The organism is Halorarius litoreus, assembly GCF_024362405.1.
In the GTDB taxonomy this organism is placed as follows: Archaea; Halobacteriota; Halobacteria; order Halobacteriales; family Haloarculaceae; genus Halorarius; species Halorarius litoreus.
The window spans coordinates 1,573,628-1,599,966 of record NZ_CP101454.1; the positions used below are offsets into that span (position 1 = coordinate 1,573,628).

At 67.4% G+C, this 26,339-nt stretch carries 30 protein-coding genes; 14 read left to right on the forward strand and 16 right to left on the reverse strand.

Features of this window, described 5'->3' with window-relative positions; translation table 11 throughout:
• The first annotated feature begins 150 nt into the window (after positions 1-150).
• The gene (locus NL126_RS07985) at positions 151-966 is read left to right on the forward strand and encodes a transcriptional regulator TbsP domain-containing protein (RefSeq protein WP_255198394.1); all 816 of its coding nucleotides are present in this window, start codon (positions 151-153) and stop codon (positions 964-966) included.
• Positions 967-1,019: 53 nt separating this feature from the next.
• Here the strand turns inward: NL126_RS07985 and NL126_RS07990 are convergent, their stop codons facing one another.
• Both NL126_RS07990 and NL126_RS07995 read right to left on the reverse strand, forming a co-directional pair.
• On the reverse strand, positions 1,020-2,003 hold the full coding sequence (locus tag NL126_RS07990) for a halocyanin domain-containing protein (RefSeq protein WP_255198395.1): 984 nt from the start codon (positions 2,001-2,003) through the stop codon (positions 1,020-1,022).
• 5 nt (positions 2,004-2,008) lie between these two features.
• Positions 2,009-3,154 (reverse strand): multicopper oxidase domain-containing protein, encoded by a 1,146-nt coding sequence (locus NL126_RS07995; protein WP_255198396.1) that lies wholly within the window; start codon positions 3,152-3,154, stop codon positions 2,009-2,011.
• Positions 3,155-3,304: 150 nt separating this feature from the next.
• Between NL126_RS07995 and NL126_RS08000 the strand changes: the two genes are divergently transcribed.
• From NL126_RS08000 to NL126_RS08020, 5 genes are all read left to right on the forward strand, one after another.
• Positions 3,305-3,955 carry a helix-turn-helix domain-containing protein gene (locus NL126_RS08000; protein ID WP_255198397.1) on the forward strand — a complete coding sequence of 217 codons (651 nt, stop codon included), beginning with the start codon at positions 3,305-3,307 and terminating at the stop codon, positions 3,953-3,955.
• A complete protein-coding gene (locus NL126_RS08005; protein ID WP_255198398.1) occupies positions 3,955-4,329 on the forward strand; it encodes a winged helix-turn-helix domain-containing protein in 375 nt (124 codons plus the stop codon). Before NL126_RS08000 ends, NL126_RS08005 begins: the two co-directional genes overlap by 1 nt.
• Positions 4,326-4,607, forward strand: coding sequence for a DUF7521 family protein (locus NL126_RS08010; protein ID WP_255198399.1), 282 nt, complete (start codon positions 4,326-4,328; stop codon positions 4,605-4,607). Before NL126_RS08005 ends, NL126_RS08010 begins: the two co-directional genes overlap by 4 nt.
• A 67-nt stretch (positions 4,608-4,674) precedes the next feature.
• Entirely contained in the window at positions 4,675-5,277 is a 603-nt protein-coding gene (locus tag NL126_RS08015) for a class I SAM-dependent methyltransferase (RefSeq protein ID WP_255198400.1), read from the forward strand.
• Positions 5,278-5,410: 133 nt separating this feature from the next.
• Positions 5,411-6,160 (forward strand): hybrid sensor histidine kinase/response regulator, encoded by a 750-nt coding sequence (locus NL126_RS08020; protein WP_255198401.1) that lies wholly within the window; start codon positions 5,411-5,413, stop codon positions 6,158-6,160.
• Positions 6,161-6,273: 113 nt separating this feature from the next.
• Here the strand turns inward: NL126_RS08020 and NL126_RS08025 are convergent, their stop codons facing one another.
• A complete protein-coding gene (locus NL126_RS08025) occupies positions 6,274-7,797 on the reverse strand; it encodes an aldehyde dehydrogenase family protein (protein WP_255198402.1) in 1,524 nt (507 codons plus the stop codon).
• A gap of 105 nt (positions 7,798-7,902) precedes the next feature.
• On the opposite strand from NL126_RS08025, the gene NL126_RS08030 reads away from it, so the two are divergent.
• The gene (locus NL126_RS08030; protein ID WP_255198403.1) at positions 7,903-8,616 is read left to right on the forward strand and encodes a helix-turn-helix domain-containing protein; all 714 of its coding nucleotides are present in this window, start codon (positions 7,903-7,905) and stop codon (positions 8,614-8,616) included.
• Here NL126_RS08030 and NL126_RS08035 read toward each other — a convergent pair.
• Positions 8,613-9,455 carry a proline dehydrogenase family protein gene (locus NL126_RS08035; RefSeq protein WP_255198404.1) on the reverse strand — a complete coding sequence of 281 codons (843 nt, stop codon included), beginning with the start codon at positions 9,453-9,455 and terminating at the stop codon, positions 8,613-8,615. The two genes, NL126_RS08030 and NL126_RS08035, sit on opposite strands and share 4 nt — an antisense overlap.
• A gap of 183 nt (positions 9,456-9,638) precedes the next feature.
• On the opposite strand from NL126_RS08035, the gene NL126_RS08040 reads away from it, so the two are divergent.
• Genes NL126_RS08040 through NL126_RS08060 form a run of 5 tightly spaced genes read left to right on the forward strand, consistent with a single transcriptional unit; the run spans position 9,639 to position 14,729 of the window.
• A complete protein-coding gene (locus tag NL126_RS08040; RefSeq protein WP_255198405.1) occupies positions 9,639-10,964 on the forward strand; it encodes an ABC transporter substrate-binding protein in 1,326 nt (441 codons plus the stop codon).
• Positions 10,965-10,970: 6 nt separating this feature from the next.
• A complete protein-coding gene (locus NL126_RS08045) occupies positions 10,971-11,885 on the forward strand; it encodes a branched-chain amino acid ABC transporter permease (protein WP_255198406.1) in 915 nt (304 codons plus the stop codon).
• The gene (locus NL126_RS08050) at positions 11,882-13,162 is read left to right on the forward strand and encodes a branched-chain amino acid ABC transporter permease (RefSeq protein WP_255198407.1); all 1,281 of its coding nucleotides are present in this window, start codon (positions 11,882-11,884) and stop codon (positions 13,160-13,162) included. Before NL126_RS08045 ends, NL126_RS08050 begins: the two co-directional genes overlap by 4 nt.
• Positions 13,159-13,986 carry an ABC transporter ATP-binding protein gene (locus NL126_RS08055; RefSeq protein ID WP_255198408.1) on the forward strand — a complete coding sequence of 276 codons (828 nt, stop codon included), beginning with the start codon at positions 13,159-13,161 and terminating at the stop codon, positions 13,984-13,986. The genes NL126_RS08050 and NL126_RS08055 overlap by 4 nt, the downstream gene beginning before the upstream one ends.
• Complete coding sequence (locus tag NL126_RS08060; protein WP_255198409.1) at positions 13,983-14,729, forward strand: ABC transporter ATP-binding protein; 747 nt, start codon at positions 13,983-13,985, stop codon at positions 14,727-14,729. The genes NL126_RS08055 and NL126_RS08060 overlap by 4 nt, the downstream gene beginning before the upstream one ends.
• Before the next feature lie 4 nt (positions 14,730-14,733).
• On the opposite strand, the gene NL126_RS08065 is transcribed toward NL126_RS08060, so the two are convergent.
• From NL126_RS08065 to NL126_RS08075, 3 genes are all read right to left on the reverse strand, one after another.
• Positions 14,734-16,137: an outer membrane protein assembly factor BamB family protein gene (locus tag NL126_RS08065; RefSeq protein WP_255198410.1), complete on the reverse strand. Its 1,404-nt coding sequence runs from the start codon at positions 16,135-16,137 to the stop codon at positions 14,734-14,736.
• Between the two features lie 61 nt (positions 16,138-16,198).
• Positions 16,199-16,756 (reverse strand): magnesium transporter, encoded by a 558-nt coding sequence (locus NL126_RS08070; RefSeq protein WP_255198411.1) that lies wholly within the window; start codon positions 16,754-16,756, stop codon positions 16,199-16,201.
• Positions 16,757-17,335 carry a magnesium transporter gene (locus NL126_RS08075; protein ID WP_255198412.1) on the reverse strand — a complete coding sequence of 193 codons (579 nt, stop codon included), beginning with the start codon at positions 17,333-17,335 and terminating at the stop codon, positions 16,757-16,759.
• A gap of 915 nt (positions 17,336-18,250) precedes the next feature.
• On the opposite strand from NL126_RS08075, the gene NL126_RS08080 reads away from it, so the two are divergent.
• Entirely contained in the window at positions 18,251-18,841 is a 591-nt protein-coding gene (locus NL126_RS08080) for an NUDIX hydrolase (protein ID WP_255198413.1), read from the forward strand.
• A gap of 62 nt (positions 18,842-18,903) precedes the next feature.
• On the opposite strand, the gene NL126_RS08085 is transcribed toward NL126_RS08080, so the two are convergent.
• From NL126_RS08085 to NL126_RS08095, 3 genes are all read right to left on the reverse strand, one after another.
• Positions 18,904-19,380 carry a type IV pilin domain-containing protein gene (locus NL126_RS08085; RefSeq protein WP_255198414.1) on the reverse strand — a complete coding sequence of 159 codons (477 nt, stop codon included), beginning with the start codon at positions 19,378-19,380 and terminating at the stop codon, positions 18,904-18,906.
• A gap of 264 nt (positions 19,381-19,644) precedes the next feature.
• Positions 19,645-20,109, reverse strand: a complete 465-nt coding sequence (locus NL126_RS08090; protein WP_255198415.1) for a type IV pilin domain-containing protein — start codon at positions 20,107-20,109, stop codon at positions 19,645-19,647.
• 274 nt (positions 20,110-20,383) lie between these two features.
• Positions 20,384-21,769 (reverse strand): signal recognition particle protein Srp54, encoded by a 1,386-nt coding sequence (locus NL126_RS08095; protein ID WP_255198416.1) that lies wholly within the window; start codon positions 21,767-21,769, stop codon positions 20,384-20,386.
• Positions 21,770-21,950: 181 nt separating this feature from the next.
• Here NL126_RS08095 and NL126_RS08100 point away from each other — a divergent pair, with 181 nt between their 5' ends.
• Positions 21,951-22,532 carry a LysE family translocator gene (locus NL126_RS08100; RefSeq protein ID WP_255198417.1) on the forward strand — a complete coding sequence of 194 codons (582 nt, stop codon included), beginning with the start codon at positions 21,951-21,953 and terminating at the stop codon, positions 22,530-22,532.
• On the opposite strand, the gene NL126_RS08105 is transcribed toward NL126_RS08100, so the two are convergent.
• The 6 genes from NL126_RS08105 to NL126_RS08130 form a co-directional block, all read right to left on the reverse strand.
• Positions 22,529-23,149 carry a hypothetical protein gene (locus NL126_RS08105; protein WP_255198418.1) on the reverse strand — a complete coding sequence of 207 codons (621 nt, stop codon included), beginning with the start codon at positions 23,147-23,149 and terminating at the stop codon, positions 22,529-22,531. The genes NL126_RS08100 and NL126_RS08105 overlap by 4 nt on opposite strands.
• A gap of 44 nt (positions 23,150-23,193) precedes the next feature.
• Entirely contained in the window at positions 23,194-24,276 is a 1,083-nt protein-coding gene (ftsY, locus tag NL126_RS08110; RefSeq protein ID WP_255198419.1) for a signal recognition particle-docking protein FtsY, read from the reverse strand.
• Between the two features lie 5 nt (positions 24,277-24,281).
• Complete coding sequence (gene pfdA / locus NL126_RS08115) at positions 24,282-24,740, reverse strand: prefoldin subunit alpha (protein ID WP_255198420.1); 459 nt, start codon at positions 24,738-24,740, stop codon at positions 24,282-24,284.
• A complete protein-coding gene (gene rpl18a / locus NL126_RS08120) occupies positions 24,740-24,913 on the reverse strand; it encodes a 50S ribosomal protein L18Ae (RefSeq protein ID WP_255198421.1) in 174 nt (57 codons plus the stop codon). The genes pfdA and rpl18a overlap by 1 nt, the downstream gene beginning before the upstream one ends.
• 213 nt (positions 24,914-25,126) lie before the next feature.
• Positions 25,127-25,531, reverse strand: a complete 405-nt coding sequence (locus tag NL126_RS08125) for a hypothetical protein (RefSeq protein ID WP_255198422.1) — start codon at positions 25,529-25,531, stop codon at positions 25,127-25,129.
• 141 nt (positions 25,532-25,672) lie between these two features.
• On the reverse strand, positions 25,673-26,338 hold the full coding sequence (locus tag NL126_RS08130) for a translation initiation factor IF-6 (RefSeq protein WP_255198423.1): 666 nt from the start codon (positions 26,336-26,338) through the stop codon (positions 25,673-25,675).
• Position 26,339: the final 1 nt, after the last annotated feature.

The following is a 26,339-nucleotide window of genomic DNA, read 5'->3' on the forward strand; positions in this document are numbered from 1 at the left end:
TACCTCAACTGGCCGACCCACACGCGTATAACGGTGACGCGCCGGACGAACCGGGCCGTGAGGACGACGCTCACTTCGACATATAAACAGCGTGCTTGGCTGTCCAAGGCGGACCGAAACGGTAATTTCAATGCCCCGGTAACCACGGCTGTGGAAACAGCACATGTGGGGTCGCTGGTCGACGTGCTCTCCGCCGTCACCAGCGAGTCCGACGACGTGGCCGTCGTCTGCGCCGCGCCCTCCACGCTCGTCGCTGTCGTCGACGCCGTCGAGGGGACGACCCGGGAGCGACCCGTGCGGGTGCTCGCACCGGCTGCGGCCCTCAGAATCATCGACCGCGACCACGTCACCGCCGCGCGGCTGGCCGACCTCGTCGCCACCGACGCGCTCGCCGTGCGGACGGAAGACACCGACGACGGCGAGCCGCTCGTGCTCACCGACGAGCGGGCCGTCTCGCTGCTCACCGACCTGCCGGCAGAGACGGTCGGCGTGGCCACCGACGACGCCGACGCCGTCACCGCCGTCACCGAGGGGTTCGACGCCCGCTGGGACGCGGCCGACGAGTACGCCCGCGAGTCGCCGACGTACTCCGAGCTCGTGGCGTCCATCGCCGAGGCGTTCGACGAGGCGACCGCCGCCGACCTCGAGGCCGCCATCGCGACGCCGGGCGTCCGCGGCCTCGAGGACAACCTCGACCTCGTCGACCTGCTGGTCCTGCTTACCGCCCGCCACCGCCACCAGCTGTACGAACTCACGAACTGGGGGTCGGAGGTGGGCGTCGCCAGCGTCGGCACCTTCTCGCAGGCGAAACGCCGGATGGAGGACATCGGTCTCATCGACACCGAGACGGTCCACTCCGGGGACGTGGGGCGCCCCCGCCAGCGACTCGTCATCGGCAACGAGGACCTCGTGGACGCCAGCGTCGAGGAACTCGTCGCGGCCGCCCAGAGCGTCCTCGTCGACTGACTTCTCCTGATGGGCCGCTCTACGGTGGAGCCGCTCGGTTCGTTCGCGACTCCCTACTCGTCTCGCGTCGTCGCCGTCCGGTCGTTCAGCCGGAAGGCGTAGCCGAGCGCCCCGGCGACGCCGAGGCCGGCCGCGCCGGCCGCGCCGACGCCCTGCCACGTCAGCCGCTCCTGCGGGCCGTCGCCCACGACGACGACCCCGCGCATCCCCTGGTCGCCGTACTTCGTACACTCGTACGTGGCGACGCCGTCACCGTCGAACTCGACGGCGTACTCGAACCCCTCGCTGGCGACCTGCTTCGACTCGATGTCGAGGTCGGGGTCGACCACGTCGTACCGCCGGGGGCCGACCCACTCGAAGCGGACGACGGTGCCGGGGTCGACGTGGACCGCAGCAGGCTCGAACGCGAGCGGGCCGCCGTTCCCCTCGGCACCGACCTGCACGGTCACCTCGTCCTGGCCACGCAGGTCGTGGACGCCGTCGTAGTTGCTCGTCTCGGCGAGCCAGCCGTCGAACGACCGTTTCTCCCCGGTGGCCTCGGTCTCCGTGGCCGTCGACTCGGGTGTGTCGGTCGGTGTCGGCGTTCCGCTCCCGGGCAGGGTCACGGCGGCGTCACCGACGACCACGGCACCGCGCATCCCCATCGCCTTGTGCGGCGCACAGTAGTACCGGACCACGCCGGCGCGCTCGAACGTGTGGCTGAACGTCGCGCCCTGGCTTCCCTGCATTGGAGACTCGAACGCGCCGCCGGAGGCGACGACGTTGTGGCTGCCGCCCTTCCCGGTCCACGTCCAGACGACCTCGGTGCCGGGGTCGACGCGGACCACGGGCGGGCCGAAGCCGAACGCGCCGCCGTTGCCCGACGCCCCGACGCTGATGTCGACGCTCGACTGGCCGGTGCGGTCGACGACTTCGCCGGCGCCGTCGGTCTTCGCCAGCCAGTCGGTGAGGTCCGTCTCTGCAGCCGCGGGCTGGGTGGCGAGGGCGGTCGCGGCGATCCCCGTCGCTCCCGCGATGAAGGCTCTGCGCGTCGGCATCGGACTCACCCCTCGTAGCCCGCGTATTCCATCAGCTGGGCGAAGATGTCGGTGTCCATCGCCTCCTTGTAGACGATGCCGCCGAGCATCCCACCGGGATACGATGCGCCGTTGCGGACGTGGTCGACCTTGTGGCAGTGCATCAGGTAGATGCCGGGGTCGGCGTCGGCCTCGAACTCGACGGTGTAGCGCTCGGCCGGGGCGACGTTCTGCACGTCGCGCTTGTATCGGGCCGCCTCCGGGATGGGCGAGCCGTCGCGCTCGACCACCTCGAAGCGGTGGTTGTGGGTGTGCAGCGGGTGTGCGCGGAACCCCGCGTTCGTCCAGTGGATGCGGACGGTGTCACCCTGCTCGACGATGATGGGGCTTCCGTCTTCGGGGTGGAGCGTCCGCGGCGCACACTTCCCGTTGACGGTGAAGGCGTCGGGTCGGCGGTTGGTGATGTCGTAGCTCGCGTCCCCGCCGGCGAACTGTCTCGACAGGCGCGTGTCCCACTCCTTGACGGTCATGAAGTACTCCTTGTCCGCGGGCTCGTACCCCGACGGGTCGACCCGGAGCGTCCCGTACATCCCCATATCCATGTGCCGGGGGGTCTGGTAGTGGCAGTGGTAGAGGTGCGTCCCCGGCGTGTTCGCGGTGAACTCGTAGGTGTGTTTTTCGCCAGGGCCAACCGTCACGCCCGTCGTGGTCGGCACCCCATCGTTCTCCCACGTCTTCTGGATGCCGTGGACGTGGAACGTGTGGGGCATCTCCATCCCGCTGTTGTCGAGCGTCACCTCGAACTCGGTGCCCTCCTCGACCCGCAGCACCGGCCCGGGGACCGACGGGTCGCCGTCGTCGGCCTGCCAGGCCCACACCTGCGGGAACGTCACCGGCCCGCCCATCGTCTCCGTCGGGTGAGCGTGGTGCGTCGCCGCCACCGTCTTCAGCGTCACCGAGTTCCCGCGTTCGTTCAGGTCGACGACCTCCGGGGGGCTGGTCGTCGGTAGTTCGGTGGCCAGCCCCTGCGCCGCCTGCCGCTCGACCTCCTCGGCGGTCGGCTGCGTCGTCGCCGTACACCCCGCTGCGGCTACGGCGCCTGCCGTGCTCGTCGCGGCGACAAACTCCCTGCGCGTGATACCATCACCCGGCGCACCGATCTTCTGCGACATACACGTCCGCGTAGTGGGGGGGTAGATGTAGACGACCGCGCTGAATCCCACTGGATAGGAACGCCGCGAACAGTTTCGGGTCCGCATATAAAAACTCGTGAACGGCCGGAGGCAGTACCGATATGTGTCTGGCGGGCGGAGCGTCAGGCGATGCCCCGGGTCCGTCTGACCGTCTCGTTGCCCGATGATGCGTGGCTTGGCGCTGTCTCACGGACCTATCCGACGGCGCGGTTCCGCGTTCCGTCGGCGGTTCCGGGGGCGGAGTCCGGCGGTGTCGGCCTGCTCGAGGTCGATGCCGGCTCCGTGCTTCCGGACGTCGTCGCCGACGTCGACGCCGCCGCGGCCGTCACCGAACTGGTCGTGCTCGGTCGTGACGCGGACCGGGCGCTCCTCCAGTTCGAGACGACCGATGCGACCCTGCTCGACATCGTTCGCGATGCGGGTGTCCCGCTGTCGTTCCCGTTCGAGGTCGACGACGGCGCGGTCCACTGGGAGTTCCGCGCGGACCAGCACCGGTTGGCTGCGTTGGCCGACGGGCTGGACGCGGCGGGGCTCTCGTACACCGTCGACGCGGTCGAGCAGTCGACGGCGTCGCCCGACGTCCTCACGCCGGCCCAGCGGCGGCTCGTCCGGGCCGCGGTCGACCGCGGCTACTACGAGACGCCGCGGGGCTGTGAGCTCCGCGACCTCGCCACCGAGTTCGACATGGCGGTGTCGACCTGCAGCGAGACGCTCCGGCGAGCCGAGGGCGCGGTGCTCGCTCGATACGTCGAACGCGGTCAGCCGGAGGGGTCGGCCTGATGGCCCGTTCCCCGTTCGGCGAGGGCGCGCCCGACCTCCAGGTCGTCCTCGACGCGCTCGACGACCCCGACTGCCGGCGAATCATCAAGACGCTCGACCAGCCCATGACCGCGAGTGAGATCTCCGAAACCTGCGACATCCCGCGGTCGACGGCCTACCGGAAGCTCGAACTGCTGAGCGAGGCGTCGCTCGTCGACGAACGGGTCGAGGTCCGCTCGGACGGCCACCACACGAGCCGCTACGTCGTCAACTTCGCCGCGGTTACGCTCGGGCTCGACGACGACCGTGACATCGAGATCACGGTCGAGCGGCCCGAACGGTCCCCCGACGAACGCGTCGCTGCCCTCTGGGAGGAGGTGCGAAAAGGAACATGAGTCACGTGGATTTCACTCTCGTCGTCGTCGTACTGAAGAGCCTGACCCTCCTGCTTGGCGGGGTCATCACCTACTACAGCTACCGCGCCTACCAGCGCACCGGCGCGCCCGCGCTCCGGGCGCTCGCCATCGGCTTCGGCATCATCACCCTCGGCGCGCTGTTCGGGGGCGCCGTCGACCAACTGCTCCCATTGGAGCCGAACGCCGCGTTCGCCACCGAGAGCGCGTTCACCGCCGCCGGCTTCGCGGTCATCGTCTACTCGCTGTTCGTCGAGTGAGCCGTCGGTGGCGACGACTGCTCGCCGCCACCCGACGGGCTATCTCGCCGTAGCGCCTCTCTCCTGTATGGACCGTGACGCGGTGCGCCGTGCGTGGGACGCGGTGGCCGACGACTACGCGCGCCGCCGGCTCGCCGGCGGCGAGGACACCCGACTCCTCGACGACCTCCGCGAGTTGCTGCCAGACGACGCGCGCGTCCTCGACGTGGGCTGTGGCGATGGGATGCGAACGCTGGCGAACCTTCCCGCCGGGAGCGTCGGCCTCGACCTCTCCGGCCGACAGCTCGAACTCGCCCGGGGGAACCTCCCCGACGTCCCGCTCGTCCAGGGTGAGATGACGACGCTCCCGTTCACCGACGCGAGCGTCGACGCCGTCACCGCCTACCATGCGGTGTTTCACGTCCCGCGGGCCGACCACCTGCTCGCCTACCGCGAGTTCGCGCGGGTTCTCCGGCCCGGCGGCTACCTCCTCACGACCGTCGGCGCGGGCCGCTACCAGACGACGCGCCGTGGCTGGTTGGGAAGCGACCACAGCATGTTCTTCTCGACGCCCGGCCGTGCGGTCACTCGCACACAGCTGGGGAACGCGGGGTTCGACGTCGTGTGGGAGCGGTTCGTCGACGACCCGCTCGGGAGCCAGGCGCTCTTCGTGCTCGCGCAGCGCTCGTGAGCGGGAATCGACCCAGCAAACCGCCCGACTCGGCGCTCGAACTCGGTGGGCGATATTTATACTCCCCAGCCCCTCACCACCGTATGCAACAGCCGTCTCCCTCTGGTGCCCTCCGTTCTCGAGGTGAGGGCTCGTGACGCCGGACGGGACCATCCACGTCCTGTTGGTCGACGACGACGAGGAGCTGCTGGCGACGGTCGGGACGATGCTCCGACAGCACGACGGGGTCATCGTCTCGACGGAGTCGCGGGTCGCCGCTGCGCTCGACACGTTCGACGAGTCGTTCGTCGACTGTATCGTCAGCGACTACGACATGCCGGGGATGGACGGGCTCGACTTCCTCACGGCGGTTCGGTGGCACAGCACCGACGTCCCGTTCATCGTCACGACCGCCCACGGCAACGAGCGCGTGGCGAGCGAGGCGGTTCGCTCGGGCGCGACCGACTACATCGTCAAAGAGGGGTCGTGGATCGAGGACCTCGTCGACCACGTCCAGTCGGCGGTCGCCGCCCGCGCCGAGGGGAAACTCGCGCACGCGACCTCCCGGTTCCAGCGCGCCATCGACGCGATCGACGGCTACGCCATCGTGATGCTCGACCGTCACGGCCACGTCATGACGTGGAACGGGGGCGCGGAGGCGCTCACGGGCCGCACCCCCGCGGACATCATCGGCGAGTGCATCCACGACGTGTTCACCGACCCGGGCGCGCTCGACGCGACGATGGACGTCGCCCGCGACGAGGGTGACGCCGCAATCGACCTCACGCTCGACCGCCCCGGCGGGACGACGACGCCCGTCACCGGACAGCTCACGTACGTCGCCGGCCCGCTCTCGGAACCGCGCTACTTCGCAGCGGTGTTCCACCCCGCCGTCGAGGCGTAGTCAGTCCGCGCCGAACCGCTCGCGCCAGCCGCAGCGCCCACACCGATACCCGTCCGAGTGGGGGACGGCCGTGTCGCGACATCGCGGACACAGCACGTCAGCAGCGACGCTCATCAGTCGTCCCCGGAGGTTTTGATGTCGGCCGAGAGGCCCTGTGCCATCTGGATGTCCTTGGAGTTGTTGAGCGTCCACGCGGTGCGCTCGGTGACGGCCTCGATGACCTCACGTGCCGAGGGGTAGCCGTTGCCGGACTTCTTGACGCCGCCGAACGGCAGGTGGACCTCCGCGCCGATACACGGGAGATTCCCATAGGAGAGGCCGACTTCGGCGTTGTCGCGGTAGTAGTTGATCTGCCGGTAGTCCTCGGAGATGATGGCACCAGAAAGACCGTAGTCGGTGTCGTTGTGGATCTCGACGGCGCGCTCGATGTCGCCCGAGTACTTGAGGAGGGCGACGTGCGGGCCGAACACCTCCTCGTGGGTACAGCGCAGCGGGTCGTCGGGGTCCGCCTCGTAGACGAACGGGCCGACCCAGTTGCCGTCCTCGTGGCCATCGGGAATCTCGTCGGCGTCGAGTTCCGTCCGGTCGACGAGCACGTTCACGTCCTCCTGTTTCGCGAGGTCGTTGTAGCGGCGGACCTTGTCGAGATGCTCCGGCTCGATGAGCGGCCCCATGAACGTGTCTTCGGAGAGCGGGTCGCCGACCGACACCTGCTCGGCGAGGTCGACGTACCGCTCTTTGAACTCGTCGTAGACGTCCTCGTGGACGATGAGGCGCTCGCTCGACACACAGCGCTGGCCCGTCGTTTTGAACGAACTCATGACGGCGGAGTGGACGGCGATGTCGAGGTCCGCCTTTTCGGTGACGACGATGGCGTTCTTCCCACCCATCTCACACGCGGCGAGCTTGCCGGGCTGCTGGGCCACCTTCGCGGCGACCTCCTGACCGACCTCCGCGCTCCCGGTGAAGAGGACGGTGTCGACGCGCGAGTCGTCGACGATCTCCGCACCGACGTCGCCGAAGCCCTGGACCATGTTGAACACGCCTTCGGGGATGCCGGCGTCCTCGAACATCTCCGCGATGATCTGGCCACACCACGGGGTCTGTTCGGCTGGTTTCCAGACGACGGTGTTGCCCTCGACGAGCGCGACGGCCATGTGCCAGAACGGGATGGCGACGGGGAAGTTCCACGGCGTGATACAGCCGACGACGCCACGCGGCTTCCGCCGCATGTACGCGTCCTTGCTCGGAATCTCCGACGGTACCACGTCGCCCTTGGGGTGGCGGGCGTCACCGGCGGCCCACTCGACCATGTGGTACGCCTCGATGACGTCGGCACGGCCCTCCGAGATCTCCTTCCCGCACTCCTTCGTGACGACTTGCGCCAGTTCTTCGGTGCGGTCACGCAGTTCGTGGTAGATGTCCCAGAGGTACTCCGCGCGGTCGATGTGCGAGAGCGCCTGCCACTCGTCTTCGGCGTCCTCGGCAGCCGCGAGCGCGCGGTCGATGTCCGTGGGGGTTCCCTGCTGGAACTCGCCGAGCGTCTCGCCCGTCGCGGGGTTCCGAGAGGTGAACGTCTCGGAACCGTCACCGTCGGTCCACTCGCCTGCGATGTAGTGCTGGTACGTTTCCGACATGGTTCGGGGTCCGTCGCCAGGCCGGGTAACTCCCGAACCGTCCATGGTCGGGTTGGGGTTGGCATAGCGTCACATACATAGCTGTTGGCTGTGAGTATAGACACGATGAGCCAGGCGACGAACGCCGGAACAAGACTCACCCTCGACCTGTGGCATCCGAACTGCTGGGCCATCGATGCAACCGAGCGGGTCGGCGGGGGCGTGTTGGCACACGCGATATACAACACGCCGAAGACGGCCCCGAAGTCGGTAAACGGGCTGTTCACGGCGTTCGGCGACACGAAAGACGAGGTCGAACGGCTGCTCGAGGAGATTCACGAGTCACCGCACGCGGGCGAGGTGCTCGAACTGCAGGAGCGGTTCGGTCGCGCTCGGGACGCACCGGGGAACGTGGTCCGCGAGTTCTTCCTCGAGTACGACCCGAACGACATGGTCTGTCCGACGCTGCTGCAGTACGGGTTCGTCCACAGCGCGCCGGTCAGAATCGAGGACGGCTGCGAGGAGTGGCAGGTGTGTTTCGCCGGTGACCGTTCCGAGATCGAGCCGGCGCTCGACGGCGTTCGTGAGACCGCAGGCGCGGAGGTCTCCGTCGCCTCCATCACGGGGTCGGACGGCGGCGCGGCGCTCACGGAACGCGAACAGCGGCTCGACTCGCTCACGCCCACCCAGCGCAAGGTGTTCGAGCGGGCCCGCGATGCGGGCTACTACGAGTGGCCCCGCGGCTGTTCGACGCGCGACCTCGCCGACCAGGTCGGCGTCTCGAAGACGACGCTGCTCGAACACCTGCGGAAGGCCGAGTCGAAACTGCTCGACCCTTAGGACAGGACGGCACGCAGCGCGAACAGCGCGTTCTCCTTGCGCTCACGCACCCGGCGGTAGAAGTACTGCATCCACTTGTTCCCGTACGGGACGTACTGGTTCACCTCGTAGCCCGCGCCCGCGAGCGCGACCTGTGCTTCCTCGCGGACGCCCATCAGCATCTGAATCTCGAAGTCGGTGCCGTGTTCGTCGTGGAGGTCCATCGCGTACTCGACCATCTCCGGGTCGTGGCTCCCGACGGCGACGCCGTCGTCGAACTCGCGAAACATGAACTCGAGGTACTCCTTGTACACCTCGTCGACCTTCGCTTTCTTCTTGTGTGCGATGGCCTTCGGCTCGTCGTACGCGCCCTTCACGAGCCGGACTTTCCCCGGGAGGTCGGCGAGCCGTTCGAGGTCCTCGCGCGTCCGTTTGAGGTTCGCCTGCACGCAGACGCCGACCTCGCCCCCGGTTTCGACGGCGTGCCGCTCGAAGGCGTCGAGCGTCACATCGGTCGTCTCGTGGTCTTCCATGTCGATCCAGACGAAACAGTCCCCCTCGCTCGCCGACGCGGCCTCGACGATGCGCGCGAGGTTCTCCTCGAAGGCGGCGTCGGAGACACCGAGGCCGATCTGTGACGGCTTCACCGAGACGCAGGCGTCGAGGTCGCGTCGCGCCAACTCCTCGACCAGTTCGACGTACGCGTCGGCGTCGGCGTCGGCCTCCGCCCGGTCGTGGTAGTGTTCGCCGAGCAGGTTGAGGATGGCGCCCACGCCGTCGGCGTTCAGCGTCTCGACGTGCGAGAGCGCCGCGTCGCTCGTCTCGCCCGCGACGAAGTTGCTCGCGATGGGGGGAATCATACCCCTACCTCGGGACCGACACCCCCTAAATCGGAACCCGACCAAACGTTTCGTGGACACTGGACGTGAATTTATTTGCTGTAAGAGTGGCTTTCCGGCCACTATACCCGGATATCGCCGGTATCCGACCATGGTCGGGACGAAGTATACCATCGACGTACCATAACAAGACAACAGTTCGTTATGGCACAAGATGACACACGTCGCTTCGACCGGCGTGACGTACTGAAGGCGTCAGGTATCGCGGGCATTACGGTCACGGCTGGCTGTGTGAGCACGACCGACGACACTCCCACCGAGACCGACGAGCCGAGCGATGGCGGCGACGGTGGCGACGGTGGCGATGGCGGCGACGGTGGCGACGGTGGCGGCGGTGGCGACGGTGGCGACGCGGGTCCGTACACCATCGGGATGGTGAACTCCCTGACGGGGTCGCTGTCGGCGTTCGGCCAGCGCAACCAGCGGGGCAAGGAGCTCGCACTCGCGGCGGTCAACGACGTCGGCATCAACGGGCGGGAGCTGAACATCATCGAGGAGGACTCCCAGTCGGAGTCGCAGTCCGGTGTCTCGGCGGCACAGAAGCTCGTCAACCAGGACGGGGTGCCGTTCGTCATCGGGGCAGTGGGGTCGGGCGTCTCGCTCGCCATCTACCAGTCGGTCATCCAGGGGACCGACGTGGTCCAGCTGAGTCAGAACTCCACGAGTCCGGATCTCACGAACTTCCCCGGGCTGCTCCGGATGTCCCCGACGGGAAGCACCCAGTCGACGGCGCTGTCCACCATCATCAGCGACGACGGCTACGACTCCGTCGCGCTCGCGTGGGTGAACAACGACTACGGCCAGGGGCTCGCCGAGACCTTCCGCAGCGAGTGGGACGGCGAGATCGCGTACGACCAGCCGCACGACCAGGGGCAGTCGTCGTACTCGTCGACCGTCTCCGGGATGGCGAACTCCGGGGCGGACGCGTGGCTGTTCATCACGTACCAGCCCGAGTTCACGACGATGGCACAGGAGGCGTACTCGAACGGCTACGAGGCGACGTTCTACGGTGCGGACTCCGTCGCCGGCCCGGACGTCCTCGCGAACACCCCCGAGGGGAGCCTCGACGGCATGAAGATCGTCACCCCCTCGGCGGCCATCGACCAGGACAACTACAAGAACTTCGCCAGCGAGTTCGAGTCCGAGTACGGCGAGGCACCCACCTCGTGGTCGGCGTTCGCGTACGACTGTGTCGTCACCGCGGCGCTCTCCATCGCGACCGCAGACGAGTTCACCGGCGCCGCGCTCCAGGAGACGGTGCGCGACGTGACCCGGCCCGAGGGCGAAGAGGTGTTCACCTTCGCGGAGGCGATGGAGGTGCTCGGCGAGGACGGCTCGCCCTCGGACATCGACTATCAGGGCGTCTCCGGCCCCATCGACTTCGACGAGAACGGTGACCCAGTCGGCTTCCTGCAGGTCCTCACGGTCGAGGACCACGAGTACACCCAGATCGGCACCATCGAAGGCTAACCGAGGATGTCCGTCCTCGAATACATGGCGAACGGGCTGGTGTTCAGCAGCATCATCGTACTCGCGAGCATCGGCCTCTCGTTGGTGTACAGCATCGCCGACTTCGCCAACTTCGCGCACGGCGACACCATGACCGTCGGCGCGTACTCCGCGCTCGTGACGTTCGGGTTCGTCGGCGGCCTCGGCGCGCGTTTCCTCGGGCTCCCGCTCGGGTTCTTCGTCGCGCTCGTCGTCGGGGTCGCCGTCGCCGCGGTCGTCGCCGTACTCACGCACAAGCTGATTTACGAGCCGCTCGACATCGGCTCCATCGGGATGCTCATCACGAGCATCGGAGTGGCGTTCGTCTATCGCGCGCTCATCCAGCTCCGATTCGGCGCGGACTTCACCGAGTTCGGTATCCAGGTGCTCCGGCCCATTGAGGCGCTCATCCCCTTCGGGATTCGGATGACGCTGCACGACGTGGCCATCCTCGTCTCGGCGGCCATCCTCGTCGCGGCGCTCCACACGCTGTTGCAGTACACCGACCTCGGGCGGAAGATGCGCGCGACGGCGGACAACCCCGACCTCGCACGCATCTCCGGGATTCGAACGAACCGCATCAAACTCTGGACGTGGATCATCGGCGCGGGCCTCGCGGGCGCGGGCGGCGTGTTCCTCGGCCTCTACAACCAGATCTCGCCGCGGATGGGGTTCAACATCCTGCTGGTCGTGTTCGCCGCGGTCATCCTCGGCGGCATCGGCTCGGTGTACGGCGCGATGCTCGGCGGCTTCCTCATCGGGATGATCAACCAGATGACGCCGCTGCTGACGGATATCGGCATCCCCATCGGCATCGAGTACGCGAACGCCATCGCGTTCGTCATCATGGTCGCGGTGCTGCTCGTCCGACCGAACGGCATCGTCGGTGAGGTGGCCTCATGACGGACGGATCGGTCGCGAACCCGGGGCGGTGGGCGTCGCTCACCCGCGCCGAACAGGGAGTGCTCGGCTTCGTCGTCGTGCTCGTGGGTCTGCTGCTGTTCGGCCTCGTCACCGGTGGACTCGGTCCCACGTACTTCCTATATCTCGTGGGGCTCGTCGGGATGTACATCCTGCTGTCGTTCGGGCTGAACGCCCAGTGGGGGTACACCGGCCTCATCAACTTCTCCGTCGCGGCGTTCTTCGGCCTCGGCGCGTACGGGTCGGCGCTGTTGACCGCGGACAACTCGCCCATCGCGGGCGGCATCAACCCCCTCTTCGGGCTGGTCGTGGGGCTCGTCCTCGCGGCGGTGCTCGCGGTCATCATCGGCATTCCGACGCTGCGGCTGCGCGCGGACTACCTCGCGATCGCCTCGCTCGGGCTCGCCGAAGTGGTCCGGCTCATCGTCCTCAACCAGCGTGACTGGACGAACGGGAGCGCCGGCCTGCGCGGCATCCCCGGCTTCTTTGAGGGGTGGCCGGTGCTCTCGACGTTCCCGGAGGCGATGCCGGGACTCCGCTTCGAGCAACTGGAAGTCGGCTTCCCGGGCGTGTTCTCGTTCCGCATCTTCGGGTTCACGCTCGGCCAGCCGTTCTGGCAGGCGCTGTTGAACGTGGCGCTCGTCTTCGTGTTCGTCGCGGTCACGTACCTCCTGCTCCGGCGGGTCCACCGCTCGCCGTGGGGGCGCGTGCTCCGGACGATTCGCTCGGACGAGGACCTCGCGGAGGCGCTGGGGAAGAACACGTACGGGTTCAAGATGCAGTCGTTCGTGCTCGGGAGCGTCATCATGGCGCTCGCGGGCGTGTTCTACACGCACCTGAACCTGTTCGTCAGCCCCGGCGACTTCAACCCCATCAACACGTTCTACGTGTGGATCGCGGTCATCCTCGGCGGCAGCGGCTCTAATCGTGGAGCGATGTTCGGCGGCTTCGTCGTCATCGCCATCCGCGAGGGGACGCGGTTCGTCGGCAACATCCTGCCACAGACGGTCGTCATCGACCTCCCGTTCGTGGCCGCAAGCATCGAGAGCCTCTACGCGACGGTTGTCGGCAACTTCGCGGCCACTCGCCTGCTGCTCGTCGGCCTCATCATCATCCTCGTGATGCGGTTCCGCCCCGAGGGTGTGCTCCCGCCACAGCGGGAACTCATCTGGCCCTCGGCGCTGGAGGAGGCCGACGTGCCCGGCCGTGGTGAGGGACAGAAGCGGCCGCACGCGACTGATGGAGGTGACGACCGATGAGCGAACAGGAACAGCAGACCGCACCCGAGATTCACGAGGGGGCGAACCTCTCGAAGCCGAACGTCGTCCTCGAGGTCGACGGGCTGAAGAAGGCGTTCGGTGGCCTCGTCGCCACGGACGACGCCTCGTTCCAGGTGGAACGCGGCACCATCACCGGCCTCATCGGGCCGAACGGCGCGGGGAAGTCCACGCTGTTCAACCTCATCTCGGGGTTCTACGATGAGGACGACGGCACTGTCCGCGTCAACGGGGCGGACGTGACCGACGACGAACCGCACGAGATCGCCGAGCACGGGCTCATCCGGACGTTCCAGACCCCCCGAAAACTGGAGGGGATGACCGTCCGTGAGGCGATGCTCGTCGGCCCACAGACCCAGCTCGGTGAGTCGTTCCTCTCGCTGTTCACGTCGGGCGAGGAGGTCCAGCAGCAGGAGCGCGCGAACCTCGAAGACGCCCAGCGCATCCTCGAGCAGTTCGAGATCGGTCATCTGGCGACCCAGCCCGCGACCGACCTCTCGGGCGGGCAGATGAAGCTGGTCGAACTGGCGCGGGCGATGCTCGCCGAGCCCGAGGTGCTGCTGCTCGACGAGCCGGTCGCGGGTGTCAACCCGACGCTCGCGAACAAGCTCCGCGACCACATCGCCCGGCTCAACGAGCAGGGCGTGACGTTCTGCATCATCGAGCACGACATGGAGTTCATCATGAACCTCGCCGATCCGATCATCGTTCTGGACCAGGGGAGCGTCCTCGTCGAGGGGACGCCCGACGCCGTTCGAAACGACGACCGCGTCATCGACGCGTATCTCGGAGGGCCGGGCGAATGAGCGCCGAACACTCCGAGCGCGCCGAGCCGATGGCCGGTGGCGCCGTCCTCTCGGTCGAGAACGTCGACAGCGGCTACGGTGACGTGCAGGTGCTCGACGACCTCTCGCTGTCGCTCAAGCAGGAGGAGATTGCCTGTCTCGTCGGCCCGAACGGCGCGGGGAAATCCACTGTGTTGAAGACCGTGTTCGGGATGCTCTCGCCGTGGACGGGCCACGTCCGCTACCACGGCGACGACATCGGGGGGATGGCCCCCGATGACATCGTCCGCGAGGGCATCGGCTTCGTCCCGCAGACGGACAACGTGTTCGGCAGCCTCACCATCGAGGAGAACCTGCGTATGGGCGGCGTCGCCCGCGACGACGATCTCGGGCCGGTCATCGACGAGCTGTACGACCGGTTCCCCATCCTCACGGAGAAACGGAGTGCGAAGGCCCGGACGCTCTCGGGCGGCCAGCGGCAGGTGCTGGCGTTCGCCCGCGCGCTCGTGATGGAGCCCGACGTGCTGCTCATCGACGAGCCCTCGGCCGGGCTCGCTCCCAACACCGCCGACGAGGTGTTCGCGGACGTGCAGGCGGTCAACGACCTCGGCACCGCCATTCTGATGGTCGAGCAGAACGCCCGCAAGGGGCTCTCCATCTCGGATACGGGGTACGTCCTCGACCAAGGGAGCGTCGCGTACGCGGACGCCGCCGACGCGCTGCTCGACAATCCGGAAGTGTCGCGGCTCTACCTCGGCGGCTGACGGCTCACTCGTCGCTGGCGAACGCCAGCACCGTCCCGTCTTTCTTCGTCGCGTACACCCGATTCCCCACAGCGACCGGGTCGTACAGCGTGCCGTCGGCCTCGTAGCGCCACCGCTCCGTCCCATCGTGGCGGAACGAGGCGACGGTGCGCGTTCCCTCGTTGTAGGGGGTCGTGGCGAGCACGCCGTCGGCGAGCGGCTGGACGGCCGCGGGCTCCGGGAGCGACGCCCGCCAGCGGACCGAGCCGTCCCCGGCGTCGAGCGCGTAGACGGTGCCCGTCTCGTCGCCGACGTAGATGCCGTCACCGACGACGGCTCCGTCGGGGGTGTCGGCGTCGGCGGTGAACGTCCACGAGGCGTCGCCGGCCCGGACGTACGACACCCTGCCGCCGAGACTGGTGACGACGACCGGGTTCGCCATCGTCGTGCCGAGGTCCGTCGACACGTCGGCGACGCTCACCGGGACGTAGTTCTCGCCGCCTGCGGGGTCGGTACTGAAGCGCCAGCGCTCCTCACCGGTCGAGAGCAGGCGCGCGACCACCGGGTAGCCGTCGTCGTTCCGCTCCGTCGCCTGGGTGAAACACAGGGCGCCGGCGGTGGCGACGGGGGCTTCGTGGTTGCCGAGCGGCTCGCCGTCGGCCTGCCACAGCTCGGTTCCGGCCTGCGTGTCGTACGCGGTCAGTCCCACGCCGGCGTCGCTGTAGAGGAGGTGTTCTTCCTCGACGGTGCCGGCCCTCGCATCGCCAGCCTCCCGACTCCACGCCGTCGAGCCGTCGGGACCGACCGCGAACAGCGTCTCGCCCTCGTGGCTCAACGCGTCGTCGCTCGTGCCGACGAACAGCTGTCCATCGGCGGCGGCGACGATCTCGAGGAACTTCCCCCGGGGGTCGGTCACCCACGCGCGGTCGCCGCCAGCGTGGTAGGCACGCACCCGCTGGTCGACGCCGGTGTAGCCGGTCGAGCGGCCTGTGGTGACGTGCACGCGCCCGTCGTGGACCACCGGCGACCCGACCACCGGCGCGTCGGTCTCTGTGCGCCACGCGACCGAGCCGTCCTCGGCGTCGAGCGCATCGAGGCTCCCACGCGGTGCGTCGCCTCCGGGGGTCGGCGTAGTGATGCGGTTCTCGCCGCCGCCGACGTACACCAGTCCCGCGTCGGGGTCGACCGCCGGCGGGTGTTCGAGTACCTCGGGGAGGCGCACGGCCCACGCGAGCGCCGGGTCGTCGGCGGGGAGCTGTCGGGGCCCGTCGGGTGTCGGGCTCTCCGTCGGGCCGGTGGGCGTGTCGGTCGGATCGGCGGGCGTGTCAGTCGGGTCCGCGGGCGTGTCGGTTCCGGGGGTGCCCGGCCCGGCCGAACACCCCGCGAGCGCCGCGGCGAGCGCGGTCAGGTAGCTGCGTCGGGAGGGCATGGCTGGCTCACTCGTCGCGTCCGGAATAAGCCTCGTGGAGGGTCAAACGGGTGCTTGTGCCTCACACCACGACCACGCGAACGACGCCGAACAGCACCAGCACCCCCAGCACGTCGCAGGTGTTCGTGACGACGGGAATCACGACGTCGTCGGGGTCGCTGCCCAGTCGGTACGCGGCGTAGGTCGCGACGAGCGTGACGCCGATGGCGAGCGCCGACAGGAGCGCCCCCGAGGCGAACGCGACGAACACGACGACCCCGAGCCCGAGCCGGGCGGTGCCGACGAGCGACTGGAGCAGCCACGCCCCCGCGCCCACGATAGGGAACAGCGTGAACGCCAGCAGGACGGTCGCGAGCGCGTTGCCGCCGAGGGTGTCGTCGGTCGGGTCGAAGTCGAGGAGGCCGAGGTGGACGGCCGTCGAGAGCCGCGAGGCGAGGATGCTCCCGAGGTTCCCCCCCATCCCGATGACGACCGGGACGAGCACCAGCAGCGAGGGATACCGCAGGAGCGTCCCCTGGAAGGTGTCGAGCACGAGCCCCGACCCCAGCTCGACGAGCGTCAGGACGACGAGCACCGGGAGCATATCGCGCATGATGGCGCGGACGGTCCACCGCGCCATTCAGCCACCACCCAGCGTGAGGACGATGCGGGCGGCGAGCAGGAGCGTCGCCACGCCGACGACGTCGCCGGTCGTCGTCACCACTGGTCCCGCGAGGGTGTCGGGGTTCAGCCCCCGGCGATAGCCGACGAACACGACGCTCACGACCGCGACGATGAGCACCGACCCCGAGATGAGGCCGCTGAGGACGGCGATGCCCACTAGCACCGGGAGCGCCGCACGCGGCCGCCCCAGCAGGAGCAGGAGGAGGAACGCCGTCGTCGCGGCGAACGTGCTGACGACGAGGCCGTTGGCGACGGCCGCTGCGATCGCCGACCGCAGGCGCTCGTTGCCCACGTCGAACCGCGGTTCGATGATCCCCTGGTGGAGCGCGCTCGCGAGCCGCGCGCCGAGCGAGCCGTAGACGTTGCCGCGGGTGGCGAGCAGCGCGGGCACGAGCAGCAGCAGCCCCGGCACCGCCGACAGCTCGGCCTGCATCCCGCCGAGAACGACGCCGGCGAAGAGGCCGCCGACCGCGCTAACGGCCAGAATCGGCAGGGCCTCCCGGTAGGCCTCGGTCGCCACCTCGCGGACGGTCATCGGCCGAGGAGACACGCGCCGGGGTGAAAAGACCGCGGGTGATCACACCACCGTGGGCAGCCACAGCTTGCCCTCACGACGTCGTGCTCACCGGCGATAGTGAGCCGTGGTTCAGGACGCACACGATTCTCCGGATGAATTGCCGTCTACACCGTGATATCGGCTGAATTGGGGTGGCTGTGACGCCAACATTCCCGGAATCTCCCGCAGTACTGTGTCTTCTTGATGATGTCGGCTGTCGGTGGCTGTTCCGTCGCTGCTCGGCGTGCGGGTGGCGGATCGCTCTGATGAGAATGGATGGCTGAGTGGCGCTACTGGCGGGTTTCATTCTGGGAACTGTATCATTATTCATACCTGTGGAAATCCGTCGACCGGAAGAACGGCGATGTTAGCCGATTCAAATCTGCGTTTCTGTCTATCTCTGATGCTGATATGTCTGTGTGCGCTGCTGCACAGTGTTCCCGAATACCGCCTATGCGCCGCGAATTCGGCGGGTTTCGCCCGTGTTCCGCGAGTGAGTACTTCGCTGGTCACGGCTCCCTGTACTGTCTGTTTTTCCGGCGCAGAAGCCGATGTTCGCCGGTTCTCGGGATTCGACTCCGTCGGCGTTTCTGCATAATCGGTTCAGAACCGGTCGCTCTCGGGTCGTACAGCCGGTATACGGCCGAATACTTCGTTTTCGAGAGACGGCGTCCCGCGTTTGCACATCCCTCTGGGGGCACATTCGGCTCGACACGCTCGCTACGTACGGTATATTGCGGATATCGGGCGCTTGTTTCCGGGCTTCTGACTCTGTACTCGACACGAAACCGCCGATTTCTCCCGCGAGTTCCGCGCTACCGCTGATGTTGAGTACTTGGTGGTGAAGCGCGCTTCACAGAGTGTTTTTGCGCCCGGGCGTGCGACCGGCGAGTGATGTCCGACCGACAGGCCGTGGTCGACTGCGCCCACAGACGCACCGAGCGCCTGCTCGCGGACGTACGCGAGGCCTTTCCCGACGCGCCGACGCTCGACCCGTGGGTCATCGATCCACCGCGGTACTTCGACGACTCGTTTCCCGAGGTCCTCGACGTCCAGCTCGACCGCTGGGCGGGCATCGGCGGCGCGAACGTCTTTCGCGAGCACGAGGGCGAGCCACAGGTACTCTGCGTGAAACCGGGCTACAAGGACCACTGGGAGGGACCCGGCGGCGACCTGGAGGTCGGTGAGTCGCTCGCGGAGACCGCGAAGCGAGAGGTTCGCGAGGAGACGAACTACGAGGTCGAGCTGACGGGCGTGTTCTACGCCCGAGAGGTGCACATCGACTACGGGCCGCCCGAGCCCGTGCCGATTCCCATGACGGTGTTCACGGCGCGGGTTGCCGACGGGCGGCTGGCCGCGCCGAGCCATCGGGTTCCGTCGGGGGAGCCGGAGATCGAAGACGCGCGGTGGTTCTCGAAAGAGGAGTTGCCCGAGCCGCTGGTGGATGCAGAGCGGATTTACGAGTATCTGGAGGAAATGGGGTAGCTGTCGCTCGGAGGTCGAGCGTATCAGAAAACTGGGGGTCGTCGGGTAGTCAGGTCCCGTGATTAGTTGGGGACAGTGGACTGGCCGATGGTCTGGGACTGGCCGCCCGAGGGCGAGGTCCAGATGACGCGGACCGATTCGCCACCGGAAACGCCACTTACCTGACTCGCATTGACGATTTCGGTACTACCGGTGGAGACGGTCGCGCCCCATTCGTTGAGGTCGCCAACGTCACTGCCGCCAATCTGTACCGAGAGCGTGTCCTTATCGATGTCTTCACCGCCGGTGTGAGTGATTTCCATGTAGTTCTCGGAAGCCGCACCGGTTGCATAATCGTTCGAGCCACCGGTCATGTTTGAGTACTCAAACTGGAAGTTCGCCTGCGGCGATGCGCTCTGCACGTTCTCGCCGAGCCCGAGGACGAACGTCCCGATCACAGCCGCGAGGATGACGGTAATCGCGACCATGAGGATGACGCCGATGACGGGCGAGACTGCGTCTTCGTCCGTGAACAGGTGCTTGAGTTGTGTGAAATCCATTGTTGTGTTTCTCCCGGCACGCTCTCGGGAGTAGCGCCGCTCTCGCGTGGTTGCGAGTCGACAGAACCCCCCTTCCGGCAGGCGTCGGAGACGGCCTGCACTAGCGGCGTGCCTTGTCTTTTCAATAGGATTACAAGTATATAACTCTGCTGTGGTTATCGATACATTATCGCATGGTTACTCGTATATTATCAATTGAGCTGTGGCTCGGTGATTGGGCTTCCAGAAAATTGGGCGCTGTGAAATGTCAGCCAGGTCTCGTGATTAGTTGGGGATCTGGGACTGGCCGATGGTGCTGGACTGGCCGCCCGAGGGCGAAGTCCAGATGACGCGGACAGTGTTACCCGCGGCGACGTTCGCGTCGGTCAGTTCGTCACCCTCGCTTAGGGTTTCAGTGCTACCCGTACTGATGGTGCTCCCCCAGTCATCAAGGCTGCTTGACTCAACGGTGTCGGAGCCAGCCTGGACAGACACGGTCGATTTCGCGATGTCCTCACCACCCGTGTGGGTGATATCAATGACACCGCTCCCGGTGCTGAAGTCACCACTGTATTCGAACTGGAAGTTCGCCTGCGGAGCCGAATCCTGCACGTTCTCGCCGAGCCCGAGGACGAAGGTCCCGATGACGGCTGCGAGAATGACGGTGATGGCGACCATGAGGATGACGCCGATGACGGGCGAGACTGCGTCTTCGTCCGTGAACAGGTGCTTGAGTTGTGTGAAATCCATTGTTGTGTTTCTCCCGGCACGCTCTCCGGGAGCGCGACCATCGCGACGACAGTACTCTCCCCCTTCCGCAGGTGTAGTTCCCACCTGTCTTGGCGGCGTGCCTTGTCCCCTCAATTGGCCGTAGAAGATATAGCTACGCTGTCACTACTGCCAACTGAAGCCGGGATTTAGCGGAATAAACGCTCGATGTAGCCGATTCTGCGCCGATTCCTGCCACAAGTAGGACGTTCTCTACCGTCCGAAAACAGAGGTTAAACGCCGCGTTAAGCCAGATTCACCCGAACGGGCCCATGCCGCCCATGCCACCGCCACCGCCGCCACCGCCCATCTTCTTCATCATGCGCTGCATGTCGCCGTCGCCCATCCCCTGGAACTGCTTCATCATGCGGCTCATCATCTTGTGCTGTTCGAGCAGCTCGCGCACCTGCTCCTCCGATTTACCCGAACCGCGGGCGACGCGCTCGATCTGGGATTTGGAGATGGAACGCGGGTTCGCGAGCTCCTTCTCGGTCATCGAGTCCATGATGACCTCGAACGCGCGCATCCGCTCCTGGGTGACGTCCATCGCGTCGTCCGGGAGCTGGTCCTTGAGGCCGCCGCCGAGCCCCGGAATCATGTCGAGCACCTGGTCGAGCGGCCCCATGTTGTTCATCGCCTCCATCTGCTTGCGCATGTCGACGAGCGTGAACTCGCCTTTCATCAGGTTCTCCGGGTCCCAGTCCTCCTCGGACTGGCCGGTGGCCTCCATCGCGCGCTCGACGCGCTCGGCGAGCTGCTTCAGGTCGCCCATGCCGAGCAGGCGGGAGATGAACCCCGACGGCTCGAACCGCTCGATGTCCTGCACCTCCTCGCCGGTCCCGAGGAACGCGATCGAGGAGTCAGTCTGGTCGACGGCGGCGAGCGCGCCGCCACCTTTCGCCGTCCCGTCGAGCTTCGTGATGACGACGCCGTCGATGCCGACGGCCTCGCCGAACCGCTTCGCCTGGTCCTTCGCACCCTGCCCGATGGCTGCGTCGAGGACGAGCAGGTTCTTGTCCGGGTTCACGAGCGACTCGATCTGTTCGAGTTCGTCGATGAGCCCGTCTTCGAGCGCGTGGCGGCCCGCGGTGTCGACGATGAGCACGTCGACGTCGTCGAGTTCCTCCATCCCCTTGCGGGCGATGTCGACCGGGTCGTCGTTGTCCGGGTCGCCGTAGAACTCGACCTCGGCGCGCTCGCACATCTGCTTCGCCTGGTCGTACGCGCCGGGGCGGAACGTGTCCGTCTGGATGACCCCTGGTCGAAGGCCCTTCTTCGAGAACCACCACGCCATCTTCGCCGCGGAGGTCGTCTTCCCGGAGCCCTGCAGGCCCGCGAGCATGATGGTCTGGCTCTCCAGCGGGAGGTCGGTCGACTCCCCGATGAGGTCGACCATCTCCTCGTAGACGATCTTGAGGACGTGGTCGCGCGCCGAGGTGCCACCGGGCGGGTCCTCGTTGAGTGCCCGCTCGCGGATGTTGCTCGACAGCTGCATCACGAGGTCGACGTCGACGTCGGCCTGCAACAGCGACCGCTGTATCTCCTTCACGATGTTCTCGACATCCTCCTCGTCGAGCCGCGACTTGCCGCGGAGGTTGTCGAGGGAGCCACGGAGTGAGCTCCCGAGGTCGTCGAGTACCATTTGCTCGGTGTAGCCCCCGCAGACGGTAAACGCTTTTCCGTCGAGTGCGTGGACGAGCGAGCGAAGCGAGCGAGGCCACGGTACTGCGAGCGGGGAGCGGAGCGACCCGCGAGCTTCGCGTCCATCAACCAGCGAGCGACCCAACCGTCGACTTTACCCCGTCCGCGTCGACACCGCACGTATGGTCGACGCCGGACTGGTCGCGTACACTCTCGCGGCTGGCGCACTCATCCTCACGCCCGGCCCCGACACGGCGTTCGTCCTCGCGCAGTCGGTCGGTGGTGGGCGGACCGCGGGCGTCCGGGCCGCCGCTGGGGTCTCGGCGGGCGTGCTCGTCCACACCGTCGCCGCGACAGTCGGGCTCGCCGCCCTCCTCCGCACGTCGGCAGTCGCGTACGACGCGGTCACGCTCCTCGGCGCCGCCTACCTGCTGTATCTCGGCGTCGACATCCTCCGAAGCGGGGAGTTCGACCTCGACGCACCCACCGGCGGCTTTCGTCGTGGGCTCGTCACGAACGTCCTCAACCCGAAGGTCGCGCTGTTCTTCCTCGCGTTCCTCCCGCAGTTCGGTACCGGACTCGAACTGCTCCCGCTCGGCGGGCTGTACGCGGGGCTCACAGCCATCTACCTCGGTGGGCTCGCGGCGCTCTCGGGACGCGCGCGTGCGACGGTCAAACGCCCCGGTGTCAGGCGGTGGCTGCGCCGTGTCGCGGGCGGGACGACCATCGCGCTCGGCGTGCTCGCCGCTCGCGAGGCGCTTTAGTCCAGCCGTTCGACGCGTACGTCGTCGATGTAGTGGGTGCTGTCCGACTCCCAGACGACGCTCACGCCGACGGCGACGAACGCCTCCGCGAGGTCGGCGGGCACCGACCACTCGAAGGCGTACTCGCGCCAGCCCTCCTGCAGGTGGAGCGACTCTCGAAGGCCGCCGTACGGCGCGTCGGCGTCGCCGGTCGTGTTCGTCTCCGGCGGCGGGAACGCCTCTTCGGTGTCGGGCCGCGTCGCGCCGAGCCGCATCACGGCGTTCCGGAGCGTGTTGAACGACTCCGACTCGCTCCAGAACCACGCCGAGACGCGAACCCGCGACGCGCCGCTCACGTCGACCGGGTGGGTAGCCCACGCTGTCCCGTCGTCGTGGTCGCCCTCCGTGAACACCCGGAGGCTCCGGTCGCCGGTGTGCGCCTCCTCGCTGCTCGGTTCGATGGCCCACTCGAACGCGGAGAGCGGCTCCTCCGGGCCGATGTGGGCGGCCGTCTCCCAGTCGAACGTCCCCTCGAAGCTCTCGTCGAGCCCGAACTCGCCGGCGTAGCCCAGCGTACAGCCCGCGAGTGCGGTCGTTCCGACTGCCAACCCCGCTCGGAGTGCGTCGCGACGTCGCATCGCTAGGGGAGTCACGCCCCGCGGACAAAAGCGGTCGCCCGCGATTAGGCTTCCAGTTCGCTCGTACCGACGAGCCGCTGGACGATGACCTCGGGGTCGAACGTCTCGAGGTGGTCGTACCCCTGGCCCGTCCCCAGGAACAGAATCGGCTTCCCGGTGACGTGCGCGATGGAGATGGCCGCCCCTCCTTGGGAATCGGCGTCGGCTTTCGTGAGGACGACGCCGTCGATCTCGGCGGCGTCGTTGAACTGCTTGGCGCGCTGGGTCGCGTCCTGTCCGGCGACGGCCTCGTCGACGAACAGCGTCAGGTCCGGCCCGACGACGCGGTCGATCTTCTCCAGCTGGGCCATCAGGTCGTTCGAGGTGTGGAGCCGTCCGGCCGTGTCGCCGAGCACCACGTCGGCGTCGTTCGCCTCGGCGTACTCGACGGCGTCGTAGATAACCGCGGCGGGGTCACCGCCCTGTTCGTGGGTGATGAGCTTCTTGCCGAGCGCCTCGGCGTGCTCGCGGAGCTGCTCGTTCGCCCCGGCACGGTACGTGTCGCCGTTCGCCAGCACCACGTCGTAGCCGCGGTCCTCGAGGTACTTCGAGAGCTTCGCGATGGTCGTGGTCTTGCCGACCCCGTTGACGCCCGTGAAGATGATGGTGACGGGTTTCTCGGCGGCGGCGATGCGCTCGTCGAAGTCGAACTGGCCGACCCCGATGACCTCCTTCAGCGCCTCGCCGATGGCCTCCTCGACGACGATCTCGCCGGTCTTCACCTGCGCGCGGGTCTGCCCGACGAGCTCCTCGCGCAGCTTCTCGACGATGGACTGTGCGACGCTCATCTCGACGTCCCCCTGCAGGAGCGCGAGTTCGAGCTGTTCGAGCGGCCCCTCCAGCTCCTCCTCGGTGATCTTCGTCTTCCCGGTGGCGAACATCTTCGCCCGCTCGGTGAAGCTGGTGTCGTCGCCCGACTTCGACTCGGAGTCGGCGTCCGGCTCCGAGTCGGGCCCGGCCGGCTGCTCGGCCGTGTCGGTCTCCTTGGCTTCCGACGCCGCTGCTGCCGCCGCCTCGTCGGCCTCCTCGGCGCTCTCCTCGACGTCGGACTTGAACCGCCCCAGCTTGTCCTTCAGGGAGTCGAACATCTACCTCACTCGTCGCCGCCGTCGTCCTGCTGCTGTCCCATCTGCTGCTGCATCATCTGCATCTGCTGCTGCTGCATCTGCTGGGCCTGCTGTTCGAGCTGGGCGCTCTCCTCTTCGACCTCGCTGATCTCCTCCTGCACCTCGGAGATGCGGTCGTCGAGCGTCTCCTTCTTCGTCTCGAGCGTAGAGACGGCGTCCTCCTGTTCGTGTTCCGCGGCGTAGCCGCCGCCGAGCGAGACGACGACCTCGTCGATGTCCTGCACCTCGGCGCGGACGTACGCGCCGCCGCCGAGCGGCACCTGCACCATCGAACCGCTCTCGAGCACTTCGAGCGCCTCGATGGCCTCGTCGATCTCGGACTTCTCCTCGCGCATGTCCTCGACTTCGCCTTCGAGCGCTTCCTTCTCCTGGTCGAGCGCCTGCAACTGCTGCTGCAGCTCCTGCATCTGCGGTGGCTGTCCCATCAGGCCGTCACCCCGAACACTTCGACCTGGGTGCGCCTGAGACCGTGCTGGGAGCCGAACAGCGCGTAGGTGTGCTCCAGCGCCACGCTCTGGTTGACTGCCTCGACACTCTTCTCGAACTCCTGCCAGCCGTCGCGGGCCTGGAAGCGCCCGCTCACCGTAAACTCACTCATACCCGGACACCGGCGCCCGAGCGGGAAGAATCCTTCCATCCCACTTTCTGCACGTCCCGCGCTTTGCTCATCGGCTCACTCCGTTTGTCGTTCGTCTTCGAGGCTCTCCCGGTGGTCGAGCCTCGTCCCGCTCGGTCAGGCAACACTTCGAGACTGTCGAACCGGTCTCGGCTCTCGCCGAACCGGAAACGCAGTCGTCAGCGGGGGGCTGTGTTACTCGGGGCCCTGGTTGCTGCTGTCCTCGTTTTTGTCTGGCGGGTCGTCGCTGGAGCCGTGTGGGTCGAACTTGCAGTGGCCGACGCGCTCGCCTGGCTTCTCCTCGTCCTCGTCTTTGTCGTGGGCTTCGTAGCCGTTCTCGGGGTCGTCCTTGCGGTGGCCCTTGGGGATGGCTTCGGGCCACGTCTCTTCGTCTTCGTCCCACTCGTACCGCTTGTCGTTCGCGTTCTCGCCGGGTTGCGGGGCGTTGTCGCCACCGAACTTCTCGATGAACTTCGGGTCGGTGTCGAACTTGTTGCAGCCCTCCGGTTCGTGGTCTTTACAGCCGGCGGCAGCGGTGCCAGTCGCGAGTAGCGTGCTGGTCGCCGCCGCCAGGATGAACGACCGTCTGGTTCGTGGCATGGGAAGCACCCGAGAGAGTACTCACCGTCTGATGGGATTGTAATGATAGTCGTATCGTCGGCTACGGACAGTCCGTGACGGGTAAGGAAAGCTTAGGTGGAACTTCCGGTCGCGAACTGGCCCGGTACTGGGCAGGTGTCGTCAGTCGATGTAGCCGAGCGCATCCTCGATGCGCCCGAGCTCGGGGCCCGTCGTCTCCTGGCCACAGACGTAGCCGTAGGCGTTCGCCACCAGCCCCGACCCCACCAGCGGACCGCCGTAGTTGATGGTGCCGATGTCGGCGAACACGTCGAGGTGGTCTTCGAGGAAGTCGAGCTCCTCGTCGGTCGACTTCGGATGACAGAGCACCCCCTCGTTGGTAGCGACGGCCGCCGTCCCGACCGTCCGCACCCCCGCGAGGTCGCCGCGCTCGACCGGCACCTGCAGGGCGTTCTCGACGGCCTGGAGCGCCTCACGCGAGAGGTCCGGGTGGACGTACGCGCCGTAGTCGTTCGCGAGGACGACGTTGCCGGCGGCGTTGATGCGGCCCGGCAGCTCGTGGACCGGGAGGTCGGTGGCCTCGGCGATGCGCTCGCGTTCGAGGTCGCTGATGCGCGAGGAGACCAGCAGGCCGTTCTCGTTGCCGGTCGCGAGCGCGCCCACGGTGCCGGAGCCGGCGACCGTGGTGGGGCAGGCGGCGACCTCCAGCTCGTCGGCGAACTCCTCGCGGAGGTCGTCGTCGATGTCGGGTCGCACGAGCAGCACGTCGTCGGTGGCGCGGGCGAACACGCCGACGTACGACGAGCCGGAGAGTGCCGCGCGGAGCACG

Bases quoted from the DNA above. Each gene is read 5' to 3' on its own strand.
- NL126_RS08080 (WP_255198413.1), top strand. From the start codon at position 18,251: ATGTCCGACCGACAGGCCGTGGTCGACTGCGCCCACAGACGCACCGAG.
- pfdA (WP_255198420.1), bottom strand. From the start codon at position 24,740: ATGGGACAGCCACCGCAGATGCAGGAGCTGCAGCAGCAGTTGCAGGCG.
- NL126_RS08075 (WP_255198412.1), bottom strand. From the start codon at position 17,335: ATGACCGTCCGCGAGGTGGCGACCGAGGCCTACCGGGAGGCCCTGCCG.
- NL126_RS08035 (WP_255198404.1), bottom strand. From the start codon at position 9,455: ATGATTCCCCCCATCGCGAGCAACTTCGTCGCGGGCGAGACGAGCGAC.
- NL126_RS08100 (WP_255198417.1), top strand. From the start codon at position 21,951: ATGGTCGACGCCGGACTGGTCGCGTACACTCTCGCGGCTGGCGCACTC.
- NL126_RS08010 (WP_255198399.1), top strand. From the start codon at position 4,326: ATGAGTCACGTGGATTTCACTCTCGTCGTCGTCGTACTGAAGAGCCTG.
- NL126_RS08015 (WP_255198400.1), top strand. From the start codon at position 4,675: ATGGACCGTGACGCGGTGCGCCGTGCGTGGGACGCGGTGGCCGACGAC.
- NL126_RS08045 (WP_255198406.1), top strand. From the start codon at position 10,971: ATGTCCGTCCTCGAATACATGGCGAACGGGCTGGTGTTCAGCAGCATC.
- NL126_RS08040 (WP_255198405.1), top strand. From the start codon at position 9,639: ATGGCACAAGATGACACACGTCGCTTCGACCGGCGTGACGTACTGAAG.
- NL126_RS08000 (WP_255198397.1), top strand. From the start codon at position 3,305: ATGCCCCGGGTCCGTCTGACCGTCTCGTTGCCCGATGATGCGTGGCTT.
- NL126_RS08025 (WP_255198402.1), bottom strand. From the start codon at position 7,797: ATGTCGGAAACGTACCAGCACTACATCGCAGGCGAGTGGACCGACGGT.
- NL126_RS08030 (WP_255198403.1), top strand. From the start codon at position 7,903: ATGAGCCAGGCGACGAACGCCGGAACAAGACTCACCCTCGACCTGTGG.
- NL126_RS08065 (WP_255198410.1), bottom strand. From the start codon at position 16,137: ATGCCCTCCCGACGCAGCTACCTGACCGCGCTCGCCGCGGCGCTCGCG.
- rpl18a (WP_255198421.1), bottom strand. From the start codon at position 24,913: ATGAGTGAGTTTACGGTGAGCGGGCGCTTCCAGGCCCGCGACGGCTGG.
- NL126_RS07990 (WP_255198395.1), bottom strand. From the start codon at position 2,003: ATGCCGACGCGCAGAGCCTTCATCGCGGGAGCGACGGGGATCGCCGCG.
- NL126_RS07995 (WP_255198396.1), bottom strand. From the start codon at position 3,154: ATGTCGCAGAAGATCGGTGCGCCGGGTGATGGTATCACGCGCAGGGAG.
- NL126_RS08105 (WP_255198418.1), bottom strand. From the start codon at position 23,149: ATGCGACGTCGCGACGCACTCCGAGCGGGGTTGGCAGTCGGAACGACC.
- NL126_RS08125 (WP_255198422.1), bottom strand. From the start codon at position 25,531: ATGCCACGAACCAGACGGTCGTTCATCCTGGCGGCGGCGACCAGCACG.
- NL126_RS08055 (WP_255198408.1), top strand. From the start codon at position 13,159: ATGAGCGAACAGGAACAGCAGACCGCACCCGAGATTCACGAGGGGGCG.
- ftsY (WP_255198419.1), bottom strand. From the start codon at position 24,276: ATGTTCGACTCCCTGAAGGACAAGCTGGGGCGGTTCAAGTCCGACGTC.
- NL126_RS08085 (WP_255198414.1), bottom strand. From the start codon at position 19,380: ATGGATTTCACACAACTCAAGCACCTGTTCACGGACGAAGACGCAGTC.
- NL126_RS08050 (WP_255198407.1), top strand. From the start codon at position 11,882: ATGACGGACGGATCGGTCGCGAACCCGGGGCGGTGGGCGTCGCTCACC.
- NL126_RS08060 (WP_255198409.1), top strand. From the start codon at position 13,983: ATGAGCGCCGAACACTCCGAGCGCGCCGAGCCGATGGCCGGTGGCGCC.
- NL126_RS08005 (WP_255198398.1), top strand. From the start codon at position 3,955: ATGGCCCGTTCCCCGTTCGGCGAGGGCGCGCCCGACCTCCAGGTCGTC.
- NL126_RS08070 (WP_255198411.1), bottom strand. From the start codon at position 16,756: ATGGCGCGGTGGACCGTCCGCGCCATCATGCGCGATATGCTCCCGGTG.
- NL126_RS08095 (WP_255198416.1), bottom strand. From the start codon at position 21,769: ATGGTACTCGACGACCTCGGGAGCTCACTCCGTGGCTCCCTCGACAAC.
- NL126_RS08090 (WP_255198415.1), bottom strand. From the start codon at position 20,109: ATGGATTTCACACAACTCAAGCACCTGTTCACGGACGAAGACGCAGTC.